Origin of the sequence: Citrobacter sp. wls718, from assembly GCF_005280945.1 — a bacterium.
GTDB lineage: Bacteria > Pseudomonadota > Gammaproteobacteria > Enterobacterales > Enterobacteriaceae > Citrobacter > Citrobacter gillenii.
This window is the reverse complement of sequence record NZ_SZWV01000106.1, coordinates 33714-50766: the sequence shown is the minus strand read 5'-3', so window position 1 is coordinate 50766 and position 17053 is coordinate 33714. Positions and strand designations below refer to the sequence as shown.

Here is a 17053-nt window from a genome sequence, read left to right as displayed (position 1 = left end):
TTCTTCGGTGGGCCGGTAGGGCTGGATAACCTGGCCGCCGCTATTGGTGAAGAGCGTGAAACGATTGAGGACGTGCTGGAACCATATTTGATCCAGCAGGGCTTCCTGCAGCGTACGCCGCGCGGACGTATGGCGACGGTGCGCGCCTGGAATCATTTTGGTATTACGCCGCCGCAAATGCCTTAAGTTTTTTATGCCGGATGGCAGCTTGCCTAATCCGGCCTACCTGTGAACGTAGGCCTGATACGCGAAGCGCCATCAGGCAACACACTCTTAGCTCGCTTGCTTTTTCATCATGCTGAAAATAAACATCAGCGCGGCACACAGCACCACGGAGGGCCCTGCTGGCGTATCATAGAACGCCGAGAGCGTCAGGCCGCCCGTCACCGCTATCATCCCCACGCCCACGGCAACACCGGCCATCTGCTCAGGCGTACGCGCAAAACGGCGTGCGGTGGCAGCAGGAATAATCAGCAGCGACGTAATAATGAGCGCGCCGACAAACTTCATCGCTACACCAATCGTTAACGCAGTGACCAGCATCAGCAGCAGCTTCACGCGTTGCAGCTTCACGCCATCGACAAAGGCAAGATCCGGGCTGATGGTCATTGACAGCAGGTTGCGCCATTGCCAGAAGAGAATGGCTAGCACAATGACAACACCAATGGCGATGGAGATCAGATCTTCCGGCGTCACGGCAAGCAGGTCACCGAACAGATAGGCCATCAAATCCACACGGATATTCGACATCAGGCTGACGACCACCAGGCCTAGTGACAGAGCGCTGTGCGCCATAATGCCGAGCAAGGTGTCTATGGCGAGGTGAGGGCGCTTCTCCAGCCACACCAGACCCGCTGCCAGCATCAGAGTGACTGCGATAACCGCATAGAACGGGTTTACATCTAACAGCAGACCAAAGGCCACACCCAGCAGTGACGCGTGCGCCAGCGTGTCGCCAAAATAAGACATCCGACGCCAGACCACAAACGATCCCAGCGGGCCAGCGGCGCAGGCCAGCATGATCCCGGCTAACCAACCGGGTAATAACAATTCAATCATGAGTGACCATTTCCCCGACGTAATACGATACGACCCTGTAAATCATGGCGATGATTATGATTGTGACGGTAAATTCCGAGTTGCTCGGCACCGCGTTGCCCGAACATAGAGATAAATTCCGGGTGCATAGAGACCACTTCCGGCGTGCCGGAGCAGCAAATATGGTGGTTGAGGCACAGCACTTCGTCGGTCTTCGCCATCACCAGATGCAAATCATGCGAGACCATCAGTACGGCGCAATCGAGTTCACGGCGAAGCTGGTCGATAAGGTCATACAATGCGACCTGACCATTGACATCCACACCCTGAGTGGGTTCATCCAGCACCAGCAGCTGTGGTTTATTCAGCAATGCGCGAGCCAGCAGGACGCGCTGCGTTTCCCCGCCGGACAGTTTTTGCATCGGCGCATCCATCAGATGTCCGGCCTGAACGCGCTTGAGCGCCGGGAGAATATCATCCTTCTTTGTATCCGGACGTAAGCGCAAAAAGCGGCTGACCGTCAGGGGCAGCGTGGTATCGAGATACAGTTTTTGCGGGACATAGCCTATCCGCAGCTGTCCGTTACGCTTGATAACGCCTGCATCTGCTGCTACCAGCCCGAGGACAACGCGCACCAGCGTAGACTTCCCGGCACCGTTCGGACCAAGAAGCGTTAAAATTTTGCCGGGCCGTAGTTCAAGCGAAACGTCAGAAAGGACGCGGCGTTGACCATAAGAGACCGAGACATTTTCCAGTGAAACCAAAGTCGTCATATCAATTTTAGTCTTGCAGAAGTTATATAATGTTATAATATCACATTTCTTGCATTCATTACGATGATTGGTCGCATTATGTTACATAAAAATACGCTTCTTTTCGCAGCATTATCCGCTGCTCTTTGGGGGAGTGCAACACAGGCAGCAAATGCCGCCGTCGTTGCCTCGCTTAAGCCGTTAGGGTTTATCGCTTCAGCGATTGCTGATGGGGTTACGGATACCGAGGTTCTCCTGCCTGATGGTGCATCCGAACATGATTACTCATTGCGTCCGTCAGACGTAAAACGCTTACAGGGCGCGGACTTAGTTGTTTGGATTGGCCCCGAGATGGAAGCGTTTATGGAAAAATCTGTCAAGAATATTCCTAACGCGAAACAGGTAACGATTGCGCAACTCAATGACGTGAAGCCGTTGCTCATGAAAGGGGGCGACGATGATGATGACGATCATGAACACAATGACGCCCACGGTGAAAAAAGTGACGAACATCACCATCATGGCGACTACAACATGCATCTTTGGCTTTCCCCAGAGATAGCGCGGGCCTCAGCGGTTGCAATCCATGAAAAATTAGTGGAACTTATGCCACAAAGTCGAGCCAAACTTGACGCCAACCTGAAGGATTTTGAGGCACAATTAGCCGCAACCGATAAGCAGGTAGGTAACGAGCTCGCACCGCTCAAGGGGAAAGGGTATTTCGTTTTTCATGACGCCTACGGCTACTACGAAAAACATTACGGACTAACACCGCTTGGTCACTTTACCGTGAACCCTGAGATTCAACCTGGTGCGCAGCGTTTACATGAAATAAGAACACAGTTGGTTGAGCAAAAAGCAACCTGCGTTTTTGCTGAGCCACAGTTCAGGCCAGCGGTCGTTGAAGCCGTTGCGAGAGGGACATCCGTTCGAATGGGAACGTTGGATCCCCTCGGAACAAACATCAAACTGGGTAAAACAAGCTATTCTGCGTTTCTGAACCAATTAGCCAACCAGTATGCGAGCTGCCTGAAAGGAGATTAATGAGGAAGTGAATACGTGCAACAGATAGCCCGCTCTGTCGCTCTGGCATTTAATAATCTGCCCCGACCCCATCGCGTTATGCTGGGGTCGCTGACCGTTCTTACATTGGCCGTCGCCGTTTGGCGGCCTTACGTTTACCATCCCGATGCTACACCGATTGTCAAAACCATCGAACTTGAAAAAAGCGAGATTCGTTCGCTGTTGCCTGAGGCCAGTGAACCTATCGATCAGGCTGCTCAGGAAGATGAAGCGATTCCTCAGGATGAACTGGATGACAAAACCTCCGGTGAGGTGGGCGTTCACGAATATGTTGTCTCGACCGGTGATACGCTGAGCAGCATCCTGAACCAGTATGGTATCGATATGGGCGATATCAGCCAGCTTGCCGCCTCGGACAAAGAGTTGCGTAACCTGAAGATTGGCCAACAGCTTTCCTGGACGCTGACCTCTGACGGAGATTTGCAGCGCCTGACCTGGGAAGTTTCTCGCCGTGAAACCCGCACGTACGATCGTACTGCGACGGGCTTCAAAATGAGCAGTGAAATGCAGCAGGGCGACTGGGTTAACAGCCGTATCAAGGGCACCGTCGGCGGCAGTTTCGTCGCCAGCGCCAAAGAGGCCGGGCTGACCAGTTCTGAAATCAGTGCGGTGATTAAGGCTATGCAGTGGCAGATGGACTTCCGCAAACTGAAAAAAGGCGATGAGTTCTCGGTGCTGATGTCTCGCGAAATGTTGGACGGCAAACGTGAGCAAAGCCAACTGCTGGGCGTTCGTTTGCGCTCTGAAGGTAAAGACTATTACGCGATCCGTGCCGAAGACGGTAAGTTCTATGACCGTAACGGTACCGGGTTGGCGAAAGGGTTTATGCGTTTCCCGACCGCGAAACAGTTCCGCATCTCGTCTAACTTTAATCCGCGTCGCCTGAATCCGGTAACCGGACGTGTGGCACCGCACAAAGGCGTCGACTTCGCGATGCCGCAGGGTACGCCGGTACTGTCGGTAGGTGATGGTGAAGTCGTTGTTGCGAAGCGCAGCGGCGCTGCAGGCTACTATGTCGCGGTGCGTCATGGTCGTACCTACACCACCCGCTACATGCACCTGCGTAAACTATTAGTCAAACCAGGACAAAAAGTAAAACGCGGCGATCGTATTGCGCTGTCAGGTAACACCGGACGTTCAACTGGACCACACTTGCATTATGAAGTCTGGGTTAACCAGCAGGCCGTGAACCCGTTAACGGCGAAACTGCCGCGTACAGAAGGGCTGACCGGCTCGGATCGTACCGAGTACCTGGCGCAGGTGAAAGAGGTTCTGCCTCAGTTGCGCTTCGATTAATCAGCATACTGACAAAGCCGGTACGCGATGCGTGCCGGCTTTTTTATTTTGTACGGGGCACGACGCGCCGCTACACTATCAACAGATTTATTTTTCGCGGTACCAGACACTGGAAGAGCATGGAAACGAAAAAAAAGAATATTGAATATATCCCTGAATTTCATAAATCATTCCGCCATCCGCGCTACTGGGGTGCCTGGCTGGGTGTGGCGGCGATAGCAGGGATTGCGTTAACGCCCGCATCGTTTCGCGATCCTGTGCTGGCGAAGCTGGGACGTCTTGCCGGAAGGTTGGGGAAAAGTTCGCGCCGCAGAGCGCTGATTAATTTATCCCTGTGTTTTCCAGAGCGCAGTGAAGCCGAGCGCGAAGCCATCGTCGATGAGATGTTTGCAACGGCTCCGCAGGCGATGGTGATGATGGCGGAGCTTGCCCTGCGTGGCCCGGAGAAAATCCAAAACCGGGTTGACTGGCAAGGTCTGGAGATCATAGAAGAGATGCGCCGCAACGAGGAAAAGGTCATTTTTCTCGTCCCGCACGGTTGGGGTGTCGACATTCCAGCCATGCTGATGGCCTCGCAGGGCCAGAAAATGGCCGCGATGTTCCATAACCAGGGTAATCCTGTTTTTGATTACGTCTGGAACACGGTACGCCGTCGTTTTGGTGGCCGTTTGCATGCGCGTAATGATGGCATCAAACCCTTTATTCAGTCCGTGCGTCAGGGCTATTGGGGATACTATTTGCCGGATCAGGATCATGGTCCCGAGCACAGCGAATTTGTTGATTTTTTTGCCACCTACAAAGCAACATTGCCGGCGATTGGTCGCCTGATGAAGGTTTGCCATGCGCGGGTTGTGCCGCTGTTCCCGGTGTATGACGGGAAAACACATCGCCTGACGATTCAGGTCCGCCCGCCGATGGATGACATCCTGACCGCAGATGACCACACCATTGCCAGACGCATGAATGAAGAGGTGGAGATTTTTGTCGCGCCGCACCTCGAGCAGTACACCTGGATTTTAAAACTGCTGAAAACCCGCAAACCCGGTGAGATTGAGCCGTATAAACGTAAAGATCTCTACCCGAAGAAATAAAAAGAAGAAATAAAAAAAGCCTCTCACTTGAGAGGCTTTCTGTATCAGGTACCACCTGTAGGCCTGATGAGCAAAGCAACATCAGGCATTGAGCGAGGTTATTATTCTACGGTCAGAATACGCGTGGTGTTGGTGGAGCCAATGGTGCTCATGACGTCGCCCTGGGTGACAATCACCAGATCGCCAGAAACCAGATAGCCTTTATCACGCAGCAGGTTCACCGCTTCGCTGGCGGCAACCACACCGTCGGTTTCGCTGTCAAAGTGAACCGGAGTAACGCCGCGGTACAGGGAGGTCAGGTTCAGCGTACGCTCATGACGCGACATGGCGAAAATCGGCAGGCCGGAGCTGATACGGGACGTCATCAGCGCGGTACGACCGGATTCTGTCATCGCGATGATGGCGGTGACCCCTTTCAGGTGGTTCGCTGCATACATTGCGGACATGGCAATCGCTTCTTCAACGTTATCAAACTGCACGTCGAGGCGGTGTTTGGAGACATTAATGCTCGGGATTTTTTCCGCGCCCAGGCAGACACGCGCCATGGCGGCAACGGTTTCAGCCGGATACTGGCCTGCGGCGGTTTCTGCCGACAGCATAACGGCGTCGGTGCCGTCGAGTACGGCGTTCGCCACGTCCATCACTTCTGCACGGGTCGGCATCGGGTTGGTGATCATCGACTCCATCATCTGCGTGGCGGTAATGACCGCACGGTTCAGCTGACGCGCACGACGGATCAGGGCTTTCTGAATACCGACCAGCTCTGGATCGCCAATTTCAACGCCCAGGTCGCCACGAGCAACCATCACGACGTCAGAGGCCAGGATGATGTCATCCATTGCATTCTGGTCGCACACGGCTTCTGCACGCTCCACCTTGGCAACAATTTTCGCATCGCAGCCTGCATCGCGCGCCAGACGGCGGGCATAGTTCAGATCTTCGCCGCAGCGCGGGAAGGAGACGGCCAGATAGTCAACGCTGATTTGCGCCGCGGTGATGATGTCAGCTTTGTCTTTTTCGGTCAGTGCTTCTGCAGAGAGACCGCCGCCCAGTTTGTTGATGCCTTTGTTATTGGAAAGCGGGCCACCGACGGTCACTTCGGTGAAGACCTTCATGCCCTGAACTTCCAGTACTTTGAGCTGTACGCGACCGTCATCCAGCAGCAGTATGTCGCCCGGCACTACGTCAGCAGGTAGGCCTTTATAGTCAATACCGACTTTTTCTTTATCGCCTTCGCCTTTACCCAGGTTGGCATCTAACAGGAACTTGTCGCCAATATTGAGGAATACTTTGCCTTCTTTGAAGGTTGATACGCGGATTTTAGGTCCCTGCAGGTCACCCAAAATAGCGACATGACGTCCCAGTTTGGCGGCAATTTCACGGACTTTATCCGCCCGCAGTTTGTGATCTTCTGGAGAGCCGTGCGAAAAGTTCATACGTACAACGTTTGCGCCCGCGGCGATAATTTTTTCAAGGTTGTTATCGCGGTCAGTTGCTGGGCCTAACGTGGTAACGATTTTGGTTCTGCGAAGCCTTCTGGACATGTAATACTCCGTTGACTGAAACAACTAGGTGTTGCGTGTGAACATTGATCCGGCCGTTCTGAAACATAACGGTAGAAATGAACGACCCGGATGATAAAAGGGTAGAACATCGTTATTGCTTTTAGCGGTCATCACTCTTGATGAGTAATTCTTTATCAAAACGCGATTCCTTGAGCGCTTCCTTGACACGCTTCAAGTTATCTCTAAATTTTGCACCACGGCGCAAAGTAAATCCCGTAGCCAGCACATCTATCACGGTCAGTTGAGCAAGTCGAGAGACCATAGGCATATAAATGTCAGTATCTTCCGGTACATCCAGGGTAATTGCCAGCGTGGCTTCACGCGCCAGCGGCGTTCCGGGGGAAGTAAGGGCGATCACCATGGCATCGTTTTCCCGCGCCAGCTGCGCCAGTTCAACCAGACTCTTTGTTCTGCCGGTATGTGAAATAAGGACAATGACGTCGTCATCGCTACAATTCATACAGCTCATACGTTGCAGTACAATATCGTCGGAATAGATAACCGGTACGTTAAAGCGGAAAAATTTATTCATGGCGTCGTGCGCCACGGCAGCGGACGAACCCAGACCGAAAAAGGCGATTTTCTTTGCCTGGGTTAATAAATCTACCGCCCGATTGACCGCCGCGTTATCCAGCGACTGACGGACGTGGTCCAGGCTTGCCATGGCAGATTCGAAGATTTTCCCGGTGTAGGACTCGACGCTATCATCCTCATCGACATTACGATTAACATACGGGGTACCATTAGCCAGACTTTGTGCCAAATGCAGTTTAAAATCAGGGAAGCCTCGTGTGTCCATGCTGCGACAGAAGCGATTCACGGTCGGCTCACTGACGTTGGCTTCCAGAGCCAACGTGGCAATACTTGAATGGATAGCCCGGTCAGGTGAGGTCAGAATAACATCGGCGACCTTACGTTCTGACTTGCTCAGATGTTCCAGTTTTAACTGGATTTTTTCCAGCATATTCATTATGTGAGTAGACTCATCGGCCATGGGCAAAAACGATTTCAGCGATATGGGGAAATCGAGCGGTAACTCTGGTAGATATTACCCCTGTGAACCCACATTCGGAGCAAAATGGACAGAAAAGTTGTTGTTTTTTTTCAATACATGATCGGAGTCGGGTTTTCTTACGTCTTCATGGTCACGTAAAAAAGCGACTTTTTTATCCATTTTGCGGCGGTAAACGTCAATAACGCCGCTGTTCACGGTAACAGCACGGCTGGATAAGCGTTTACGGTTCACGGAATCACGTAAAAGCAGTACAGTGCACTGTAATAAAATTACATTCAGTGTCGGGCATGAATACCCGACACTCAACTGAGGAGAATGACATGGCGGTAACGCAAACAGCCCAGGCATGTGACCTGGTCATTTTCGGCGCGAAGGGCGACCTTGCACGTCGAAAATTGCTGCCTTCCCTGTATCAGCTGGAAAAAGCCGGCCAGATTAACCCGGACACCCGCATTATTGGAGTTGGCCGCGCTGACTGGGACAAAGCAGCCTATACCAAGGTTGTACGCGAAGCGCTCGAAACTTTCATGAAAGAAAAAATCGATGAAAGTTTGTGGGAAACCCTCAGTGGTCGTCTGGAGTTTTGTAACCTGGACGTCAATGATACCGCTGCCTTTAGCCGTCTGGGCGACATGCTGGATCAAAAAGCACGCACCACGATTAACTACTTTGCCATGCCGCCAAGCACGTTTGGCGCGATCTGCAAAGGCTTAGGGGAAGCGAGATTGAACGCTAAACCGGCGCGCGTGGTGATGGAAAAGCCGCTGGGAACGTCGCTGGCAACCTCCCGCGAAATTAACGACCAGGTCGGTCAATATTTTGAAGAATGTCAGGTTTACCGTATTGACCACTATCTGGGCAAAGAAACGGTACTAAACCTGCTGGCACTGCGCTTTGCCAACTCCCTGTTTGTGAACAACTGGGATAACCGCACCATCGATCACGTCGAAATTACCGTGGCGGAAGAGGTGGGTATCGAAGGCCGTTGGGGTTATTTTGACCAGGCCGGTCAGATGCGCGACATGATCCAGAACCACTTGCTGCAGATTCTGTGCATGATCGCCATGTCGCCGCCGTCTGATCTGAGCGCCGACAGCATCCGTGATGAGAAAGTGAAGGTCCTGAAATCACTGCGCCGTATCGATCGTACGAACGTGCGTGAAAAAACGGTGCGTGGTCAGTACACCACCGGTTTTGCACAAGGTAAAAAAGTACCGGGGTACCTGGAAGAAGAGGGTGCGAACAAGAGCAGCAACACCGAAACCTTTGTCGCTATCCGTGTGGATATCGACAACTGGCGCTGGGCGGGCGTGCCGTTTTACCTGCGTACCGGTAAGCGTCTGCCGACCAAGTGCTCTGAAGTGGTGGTGTACTTCAAAACGCCTGAACTTAACCTGTTTAAAGAATCCTGGCAGGATCTGCCGCAGAACAAGCTGACCATCCGTTTGCAGCCGGACGAAGGTGTCGATATCCAGGTGCTTAACAAAGTGCCGGGTCTGGACCACAAGCATAATCTGCAGATAACCAAGCTGGATCTGAGCTATTCCGAAACCTTCAATCAAACGCACCTGGCAGATGCCTACGAGCGCTTGCTGTTGGAAACTATGCGCGGCATTCAGGCGCTGTTCGTGCGCCGTGATGAAGTCGAAGAAGCATGGAAGTGGGTGGACTCCATCACCGAAGCTTGGGCGATGGACAACGACGCACCGAAGCCGTATCAGGCTGGGACCTGGGGACCGGTTGCCTCGGTGGCCATGATCACCCGTGACGGTCGTTCCTGGAACGAATTCGAGTAAAATTCCAACTAGCCATTAGGTGTTATTTTACCGGTAACATGATCTAACACAGATTGTAGAATAATTTTTGCACTTTTAAGCCTCGCGTGGATTCACCCGCGGGGCTTTTTTTATTACACTGCCTGAAACGATTTTGCCCCTGAGCTACGGCCAGCAAGCTATTCAGCATGGTGTTACCTTGCTGAAACGCATTGTTAATCCTGATGCTCTGACAGATAAATTTTAGGAGCCTCTATGAATCCGAATTTGTTACGCGTAACACAACGTATCGTTGAACGTTCTCAAAAGACGCGTTCTGCCTACCTCGCCCGTATCGAACAGGCCAAGACGAACACCGTTCATCGTTCGCAGCTGGCGTGCGGGAATCTGGCCCACGGTTTTGCCGCCTGTCAGCCAGAAGATAAAGCATCTCTGAAAAGCATGCTGCGTAACAATATCGCGATCATTACCTCCTATAACGACATGCTTTCTGCGCATCAGCCGTATGAGCATTATCCGGATATCATTCGCAAAGCCTTGCATGCAGCCAATGCGGTAGGCCAGGTTGCGGGTGGTGTGCCGGCGATGTGTGATGGCGTCACTCAGGGACAGGACGGGATGGAGCTTTCCCTGCTGAGCCGCGAAGTGATTGCAATGTCGGCGGCTATTGGCTTGTCTCATAACATGTTCGATGGCGCGCTGTTCCTCGGCGTGTGTGACAAAATTGTCCCGGGGCTGGTGATGGCGGCGCTGTCGTTTGGTCATCTGCCGTCCATCTTTATCCCTTCAGGCCCGATGGCGAGTGGTCTGGCGAACAAAGAAAAAGTCCGTATCCGCCAGCTCTATGCCGAAGGCAAAGTTGACCGTATGGCGCTACTGGAATCCGAAGCCGCGTCTTATCACGCGCCGGGAACCTGTACTTTCTACGGTACCGCAAACACCAACCAGATGGTGGTGGAGTTTATGGGCATGCAGTTGCCGGGCTCCTCTTTCGTGCATCCTGATGCCCCCCTGCGTGAAGCGCTGACCGCGGCGGCGGCGCGTCAGGTCACACGCCTGACCGGTAACGGCAACGAGTGGATGCCTATCGGTAAAATGATTGATGAAAAAGTGGTGGTGAACGGTATTGTGGCCCTGCTGGCGACCGGGGGGTCAACCAACCATACGATGCACCTGGTGGCGATGGCGCGCGCGGCAGGCATTCTCATCAACTGGGATGACTTCTCCGATCTGTCCGATATCGTGCCGTTGATGGCGCGTCTGTACCCTAACGGTCCGGCCGATATTAACCACTTCCAGGCCGCGGGCGGTGTACCGGTGTTGATGCGTGAGCTGCTCAATGCGGGTCTGCTGCATGAAGATGTCAACACCGTCGCGGGCTTTGGCTTGTCGCGTTATACCCAGGAACCGTGGCTGAACAACGGCGAACTGGACTGGCGAGAAGGGGCTGAGAAGTCGCTGGATAGTAGCGTGATTGCTACCTTTGACCAGCCGTTCTCGCATCATGGCGGCACCAAAGTGCTGAGCGGCAACCTGGGGCGCGCGGTGATGAAAACTTCCGCGGTACCGGTTGAAAACCAGATCATCGAAGCCCCGGCAATTGTCTTTGAGAGTCAGCATGATGTGTTACCGGCCTTTGATGCGGGCCTGCTTGACCGTGACTGCGTGGTGGTCGTTCGCCATCAGGGGCCAAAAGCGAACGGTATGCCAGAATTACATAAACTCATGCCGCCTCTTGGTGTATTATTGGACCGTTGTTTCAAAATTGCGTTAGTTACCGATGGACGACTTTCAGGTGCTTCAGGTAAAGTGCCTTCAGCAATCCATGTAACACCGGAAGCTTATGATGGCGGGCTACTGGCAAAAGTACGCGATGGCGACATCATTCGAGTGAATGGACAGACAGGTGAATTGACGCTGCTGGTCGATGAAGAGGAACTTGCCTCTCGTCAGCCCCACATTCCTGACCTCAGCGCATCGCGGGTAGGAACAGGGCGTGAGATGTTCAGTGCGTTGCGCGAAAAGCTGTCCGGTGCGGAGCAGGGCGCAACCTGTATCGATTTTTAAGACTCATTTTGTAATCAGGCGAGAGAAGAAACTCTGATGAAAAACTGGAAGACAAGTGCAGAAGCAATCCTGACCACTGGCCCGGTTGTACCGGTTATCGTGGTGAATAAACTGGAACACGCGGTGCCGATGGCAAAAGCGCTGGTTGCAGGGGGTGTTCGTGTTCTGGAAGTGACCTTACGTACCGCATGTGCGATGGACGCCATTCGTGCTATCGCCAAAGAAGTGCCGGATGCGATCGTCGGTGCAGGTACCGTACTGAACCCGCAGCAGCTCGCGGAAGTGACGGAAGCTGGTGCGCAGTTTGCTATTAGCCCAGGACTGACCGAGCCTCTGCTGAAAGCGGCAACCGAAGGGACGATTCCTCTGATCCCAGGCATCAGCACCGTTTCTGAACTGATGCTGGGCATGGATTACGGCTTGAAAGAATTCAAATTCTTCCCGGCTGAAGCGAACGGCGGGACAAAAGCGCTGCAGGCGATTGCGGGTCCGTTCTCCCAGGTGCGTTTCTGCCCGACTGGCGGTATTTCTCCGGCCAACTACCGTGACTATCTGGCGCTGAAAAGCGTACTGTGTATCGGCGGCTCCTGGCTGGTTCCGGCGGATGCGCTGGAAGCGGGTGACTACGATCGCATTACCAAACTTGCTCGCGAAGCGGTAGAAGGCGCGAAGCAGTAAATCGTTAAATGCCCGATGGTGCGACTGGAACGCACCATCGGGTTTGTTCACGCCGGAAAATCCCCCTGCTGGCGCGCGACCAGCGTCAGGATCGAGTACAGCGCCACCGCTTGCTGATGCTGATTGAAAATCTCCACTGACCATTCCACTACGCCTGTGGCCTTCTCTTCAGCGCTGCGCTGGCGTTTCACCGTTTTACGTTTGCAGGTCAGGCGTACCTGGATAGTATCGCCCGGTTTTACCGGCTCGATAAAGCGCAGGTTTTCCATGCCGTAGTTGGCGATAACCGGGCCGACGCCCGCGTCAACAAACAGCCCGGCGGCGGCAGAAATCAGGAAGTAACCGTGCACCACGCGCTCGCCAAAAATCGACTCTGCGGCGGCAATTTTGTCCATGTGAGCGTAGAAGTGATCGCCGCTCAGGCAGGCAAAGTTGACGATATCCGCTTCGGTCAGCGTGCGGCGCGGGGTCAGCAGGCTGTCGCCCGGCTGGATCTCTTCAAAATATTTGCGGAACGGGTGGACGCGGTCTTCCGCCACCTGCGCGCCGCGCACCCATTGCTGGCCGATGGCGGCAAGCATCGTCGGGCTGCCCTGAATCGCGGTGCGCTGCATGTAATGCTTCACCGCCCGCAGTCCGCCGAGTTCTTCGCCGCCGCCCGCGCGTCCCGGACCGCCGTGTACCAGCTGCGGTAGCGGGGAACCGTGGCCGGTGGATTCGACAGAAGATTCTTCGTTCAGCACCTGAATACGCCCGTGGGCGCGGGCAGCACCGAGAATAAACGCACGCGCCAGTGCGCCATCTGCCGTCACTAACGTTCCCGCCAGGCTACCTTCACCAGCGCGCGCCAGCTGCATCGCGTGCTCGCTATTCTGATACGGCATCAGCGTCGCCACCGGGCCAAATGCTTCAATCGCGTGAACCGCCGCCACTTCATCCGGCTGCGCGCAGAACAGCAGCGTCGGCGGGAAGAATGCCCCGGCAGCATTAAGATCGGCTTTGCCACCCAGCAGCACGTCACATCCGGCTTCCAGCAGGCGGTTGACGTTATCCTGTACGTCCTGACGCTGCTCGCCGTTGACCAGCGCGCCCATCTTCACACCTTCCTGCGCCGGGTCGCCGACCACCACTTTTTGCAGACGCGCAATCAGCGCCTCGCTCACCGCTTTCACCTGCGCCTGTGGCACGATAATCCGGCGAATAGCGGTACATTTTTGCCCGGCTTTGGTGGTCATCTCGCGCACCACTTCACGGATAAACAGCGCAAATTCAGGCTGTTCCGGCGTCACATCGTCACCCAGCACGCAGCAGTTCAGCGAGTCCGCTTCCATGGTGAAGGGGACAGACTTCGCCACCAGATTCGGATGCACGCGCAGCTGTTGCCCGGTTTTTGCTGAGCCGGTAAAAGTCACCACGTCCTGATGATCAAGCTGGTCGAGCAGGTCGCCCGCGCCGCCGCAAATCAGGCTAATCGCGCCGTCCGGCACCAGCCCGCTATCGACAATCGCTTTGACCATCGCCTGAGTTAACTGCGCGGTGGCGGTGGCCGGTTTGATGATCGCGGGCATCCCGGCAAGCCAGGTTGGGGCCAGCTTTTCTAACATGCCCCAGCACGGGAAGTTAAAGGCGTTGATATGCACCGCCACGCCGGATTTTGAGGTCAGCACGTGACGCGCGGCAAAGCCGCCTTGTTTGGACAGCGGGATCAGCTCATCTTCCGGCCACAGGGTATCGTCCGGCAGTTCACGGCTGCCCAGCCCGGCATAGGTGAAGAGGGTGCCGATACCGCCTTCAATATCCACCCAGCTATCCGCACGCGTCGCGCCGGTCTCGGCGGAGATGGCATAGAAATCGGCCTTCAGCTCCAGCAGATGTTTCGCCACCGCTTTTAATATCGCGCTGCGTTCAATAAAGGTCATCGCCTGTAACGCTTTGCCGCCGTGCTCGATGGCGAAGCGACGCGCCTGCGCCATATCCAGCCCCTCGCTTGTGACTTCCCACAGCGCTTCGCCGCTGATGGCGTGATGAATAGTGCGGGTGCGGCCCCGGCCGGTCTGCCAGGTGCCGGATAAATAGCTGGCTAACTGCTGCATGGTTATTCTCCAAATGTGTTACGTAATATCGCTATAAATAGTTCTTTTCTGAATCATAAAATGCAAGCCTGATTTTAATAATTTGTTAACAATGCGATCGAGGACACTATCCCTGATAGTGATACAAGCCTGTTTATAAAAGGATTACTAAAACCCTTTGCGGTACTCATCACAAAATGCACAAACAAAATTTGTGGTTTTATTTAACTAAGATGTAACTTTTATAAAACAAAGTGATTCGCAAAAATTAATTTATTGAATTTATCGGAATCATAAGGTGATGACGTGACAGAAGAACATAGCTTTGACCGGCGCATCGCGCAGGATACCGCCATCGAACCACAGGACTGGATGCCGGATGCCTACCGCAAAACGCTGATTCGCCAGATTGGTCAGCATGCGCATTCGGAAATTGTTGGCATGCTGCCGGAAGGTAACTGGGTAACTCGCGCCCCAACGCTTCGCCGCAAAGCGATTCTGCTGGCGAAAGTGCAGGATGAAGCCGGGCACGGCCTGTACCTCTACAGCGCTGCCGAAACCCTCGGCTGCGCCCGTGAAGATCTGTATCAGAAGATGCTCGACGGGCAGATGAAGTACTCCTCCATTTTTAACTATCCAACCCTGACCTGGGCCGATATCGGCGTCATCGGCTGGCTGGTTGATGGCGCTGCGATCGTCAATCAGGTGGCTTTGTGTCGCACCTCCTACGGCCCGTATGCCAGGGCGATGGTCAAAATCTGCAAAGAAGAGAGCTTCCACCAGCGTCAGGGTTTTGAAGCCTGCATGGCGCTGGCGGCAGGGAGCGAAGAACAGCGGCAGATGTTGCAGGACGCCATCAACCGCTTCTGGTGGCCAGCGCTGATGATGTTCGGCCCAAGCGACGACAACTCGCCGAACAGCGCCCGCAGCATGGCGTGGAAAATCAAATTGCATTCCAACGACGAATTGCGTCAGCGCTTTGTCGACAACACCGTGCCGCAGGTGGAAATCCTCGGCATGCAGGTGCCGGATGCTGACCTGACGCTTGACGCAGCCACCGGTCACTACCGCTACGGCGAAATTGACTGGCAGGAACTTAATGAAGTCATCAACGGGCGTGGCATCTGTAACCACGAGCGTCTGGGCGCAAAACGCAAGGCCTGGGAAGAGGGGGCATGGGTGCGCGAAGCCGCGCTGGCGCATGCCGAAAAACAGCAGGCCCGCAGCGCCGCCTAAGGAGAATAAAGATGAGCAAAACATACTGGCCGTTATACGAAGTGTTTGTCCGCAGCAAACAAGGTTTGTCTCACCGCCACGTAGGCAGCCTGCACGCCGCCGATGACCAGATGGCGCTGGAAAACGCGCGCGATGCCTACACCCGTCGCAGCGAAGGTTGTTCGATTTGGGTAGTGAAGGCGAGCGAAATTGTCGCCTCGCAACCGGAAGAACGCGGTGCGTTTTTCGACCCGGCAGAGAGCAAAGTTTACCGTCACCCGACGTTCTACACCGTGCCGGACGGCATGGAACATATGTGAGGCAACGATGAATAACCTGAATCCCGTTGCCGCCTATGCTCTGCGTCTGGGCGATAACGGCCTGGTGCTGGCCCAGCGTTTAGGTCAATGGTGCGGTCATGCGCCGGAGCTGGAGATCGATCTGGCGCTGACCAATATTGCCCTCGATCTGCTCGGTCAGGCGCGCAATTTTCTCAGCTATGCCGCTGAACTCAACGGCAGCGGCGATGAAGACACGCTGGCCTTTGGTCGCGATGAACGTCAGTTCCGCAATTTGCTGCTGGTTGAACAACCCAACGGCAACTTTGCCGACACACTCGCCCGCCAGTTCTTTATCGACGTCTGGCACGTGGCGCTGTTCAGCCGCCTGGTGAACAGCCGTGACGCGCAGCTTGCCGCTATCGCCGCCAAAGGGCTGAAAGAAGTGCGTTATCACCAGCGTTTTAGCCGCGGCTGGCTGGAGCGTCTGGGTAACGGCACCGAACACTCGGCAAATCTGATGCAGCAAGCGGTGGACAACCTGTGGCGCTTCACCGGCGAGCTGTTCCAGGCCGATGAGCTGGAGATCGAATTAATTGCGCAGGGGATCGCCGTCGATCCGCGTGAGCTACAGGCCGAATGGCAGGCGACGGTGCACACCGCGCTGCTCGATTCTGGTTTGCAGATCCCGCAAGAAGCGGCGTTCCGCAGCGGCGGGAAACAGGGGCTGCACAGTGAACATCTGGGGCCAATGCTGGCAGAGATGCAGTACTTGCAACGTGCTTACCCCGGTCAGCAGTGGTAAACGGAGGTCGCTATGCAACGTCTTGCCACCATCGCGCCCGCTGAGGTGCATACCGTTTGGGGATTGCTAAGCGCTATCCCCGACCCGGAAGTGCCGGTGCTGACCATTACCGATCTCGGCATGGTGCGCCGCGTGGAACGTCACGGCGACGGCTGGGTGATTGGCTTCACGCCAACCTATTCCGGCTGTCCGGCAACCGAACATCTGTTAGGTGAAATCCGCGCGGTGATGACCGAGCACGGCTACATCCCGGTGCACATTGTGTTGCAGCTTGACCCGCCGTGGACCACCGACTGGATGAGCCCGGACGCCCGCGAACGCCT

Annotated in this window: 16 protein-coding genes; 11 read left to right on the top strand and 5 right to left on the bottom strand. The window is 54.7% G+C overall.

The window, feature by feature from the left end; all coding sequences use genetic code 11:
• Window positions 1–186 (top strand): Holliday junction DNA helicase RuvB C-terminal domain-containing protein (locus FDW95_RS24075; protein ID WP_283202162.1); only part of this gene is annotated, 186 nt, incomplete at its 5' end.
• Between the two features lie 87 nt (window positions 187–273).
• On the opposite strand, the gene znuB is transcribed toward FDW95_RS24075, so the two are convergent.
• Together znuB and znuC are read right to left on the bottom strand one after the other, a co-directional pair.
• Window positions 274–1059, bottom strand: a complete 786-nt coding sequence (znuB, locus tag FDW95_RS20900) for a zinc ABC transporter permease subunit ZnuB (RefSeq protein WP_115258768.1) — start codon at window positions 1057–1059, stop codon at window positions 274–276.
• Window positions 1056–1811, bottom strand: a complete 756-nt coding sequence (gene znuC, locus FDW95_RS20895) for a zinc ABC transporter ATP-binding protein ZnuC (protein ID WP_096757431.1) — start codon at window positions 1809–1811, stop codon at window positions 1056–1058. Before znuC ends, znuB begins: the two co-directional genes overlap by 4 nt.
• Window positions 1812–1889: 78 nt before the next feature.
• Between znuC and znuA the strand changes: the two genes are divergently transcribed.
• From znuA to lpxM, 3 genes are all read left to right on the top strand, one after another.
• Window positions 1890–2834 carry a zinc ABC transporter substrate-binding protein ZnuA gene (gene znuA / locus FDW95_RS20890; RefSeq protein WP_137363606.1) on the top strand — a complete coding sequence of 315 codons (945 nt, stop codon included), beginning with the start codon at window positions 1890–1892 and terminating at the stop codon, window positions 2832–2834.
• 15 nt (window positions 2835–2849) lie between these two features.
• On the top strand, window positions 2850–4169 hold the full coding sequence (gene mepM, locus FDW95_RS20885) for a murein DD-endopeptidase MepM (protein WP_115258766.1): 1320 nt from the start codon (window positions 2850–2852) through the stop codon (window positions 4167–4169).
• A gap of 119 nt (window positions 4170–4288) precedes the next feature.
• Window positions 4289–5260 carry a lauroyl-Kdo(2)-lipid IV(A) myristoyltransferase gene (gene lpxM / locus FDW95_RS20880; RefSeq protein WP_115258765.1) on the top strand — a complete coding sequence of 324 codons (972 nt, stop codon included), beginning with the start codon at window positions 4289–4291 and terminating at the stop codon, window positions 5258–5260.
• A gap of 101 nt (window positions 5261–5361) precedes the next feature.
• On the opposite strand, the gene pyk is transcribed toward lpxM, so the two are convergent.
• Together pyk and FDW95_RS20870 are read right to left on the bottom strand one after the other, a co-directional pair.
• Window positions 5362–6804, bottom strand: a complete 1443-nt coding sequence (gene pyk, locus FDW95_RS20875) for a pyruvate kinase (protein WP_096757427.1) — start codon at window positions 6802–6804, stop codon at window positions 5362–5364.
• 121 nt (window positions 6805–6925) lie between these two features.
• Window positions 6926–7795, bottom strand: coding sequence for a MurR/RpiR family transcriptional regulator (locus FDW95_RS20870; protein WP_096759428.1), 870 nt, complete (start codon window positions 7793–7795; stop codon window positions 6926–6928).
• 365 nt (window positions 7796–8160) lie between these two features.
• Here FDW95_RS20870 and zwf point away from each other — a divergent pair, with 365 nt between their 5' ends.
• The 3 genes from zwf to kdgA all read left to right on the top strand — a co-directional run bounded on the left by zwf (window position 8161) and on the right by kdgA (window position 12360).
• Window positions 8161–9636 (top strand): glucose-6-phosphate dehydrogenase, encoded by a 1476-nt coding sequence (zwf, locus tag FDW95_RS20865; protein WP_115258763.1) that lies wholly within the window; start codon window positions 8161–8163, stop codon window positions 9634–9636.
• Window positions 9637–9870: 234 nt separating this feature from the next.
• Window positions 9871–11682: a phosphogluconate dehydratase gene (edd, locus tag FDW95_RS20860; protein WP_115258762.1), complete on the top strand. Its 1812-nt coding sequence runs from the start codon at window positions 9871–9873 to the stop codon at window positions 11680–11682.
• Window positions 11683–11718: 36 nt separating this feature from the next.
• Window positions 11719–12360: a bifunctional 4-hydroxy-2-oxoglutarate aldolase/2-dehydro-3-deoxy-phosphogluconate aldolase gene (gene kdgA / locus FDW95_RS20855; RefSeq protein WP_003034901.1), complete on the top strand. Its 642-nt coding sequence runs from the start codon at window positions 11719–11721 to the stop codon at window positions 12358–12360.
• A 47-nt stretch (window positions 12361–12407) separates the two neighbouring features.
• Here kdgA and paaZ read toward each other — a convergent pair whose 3' ends face one another.
• Window positions 12408–14453, bottom strand: coding sequence for a phenylacetic acid degradation bifunctional protein PaaZ (gene paaZ, locus FDW95_RS20850; RefSeq protein WP_115258761.1), 2046 nt, complete (start codon window positions 14451–14453; stop codon window positions 12408–12410).
• Window positions 14454–14738: 285 nt separating this feature from the next.
• On the opposite strand from paaZ, the gene paaA reads away from it, so the two are divergent.
• The 4 genes from paaA to paaD all read left to right on the top strand — a co-directional run.
• Window positions 14739–15668 (top strand): 1,2-phenylacetyl-CoA epoxidase subunit PaaA, encoded by a 930-nt coding sequence (paaA, locus tag FDW95_RS20845; RefSeq protein ID WP_115258760.1) that lies wholly within the window; start codon window positions 14739–14741, stop codon window positions 15666–15668.
• An 11-nt stretch (window positions 15669–15679) separates the two neighbouring features.
• Complete coding sequence (paaB, locus tag FDW95_RS20840; RefSeq protein ID WP_062773507.1) at window positions 15680–15967, top strand: 1,2-phenylacetyl-CoA epoxidase subunit PaaB; 288 nt, start codon at window positions 15680–15682, stop codon at window positions 15965–15967.
• Window positions 15968–15974: 7 nt separating this feature from the next.
• Window positions 15975–16730 (top strand): 1,2-phenylacetyl-CoA epoxidase subunit PaaC, encoded by a 756-nt coding sequence (gene paaC / locus FDW95_RS20835; RefSeq protein ID WP_115258759.1) that lies wholly within the window; start codon window positions 15975–15977, stop codon window positions 16728–16730.
• Between the two features lie 12 nt (window positions 16731–16742).
• Window positions 16743–17053 (top strand): 1,2-phenylacetyl-CoA epoxidase subunit PaaD (paaD, locus tag FDW95_RS24070; protein WP_249359271.1); only part of this gene is annotated, 311 nt, incomplete at its 3' end.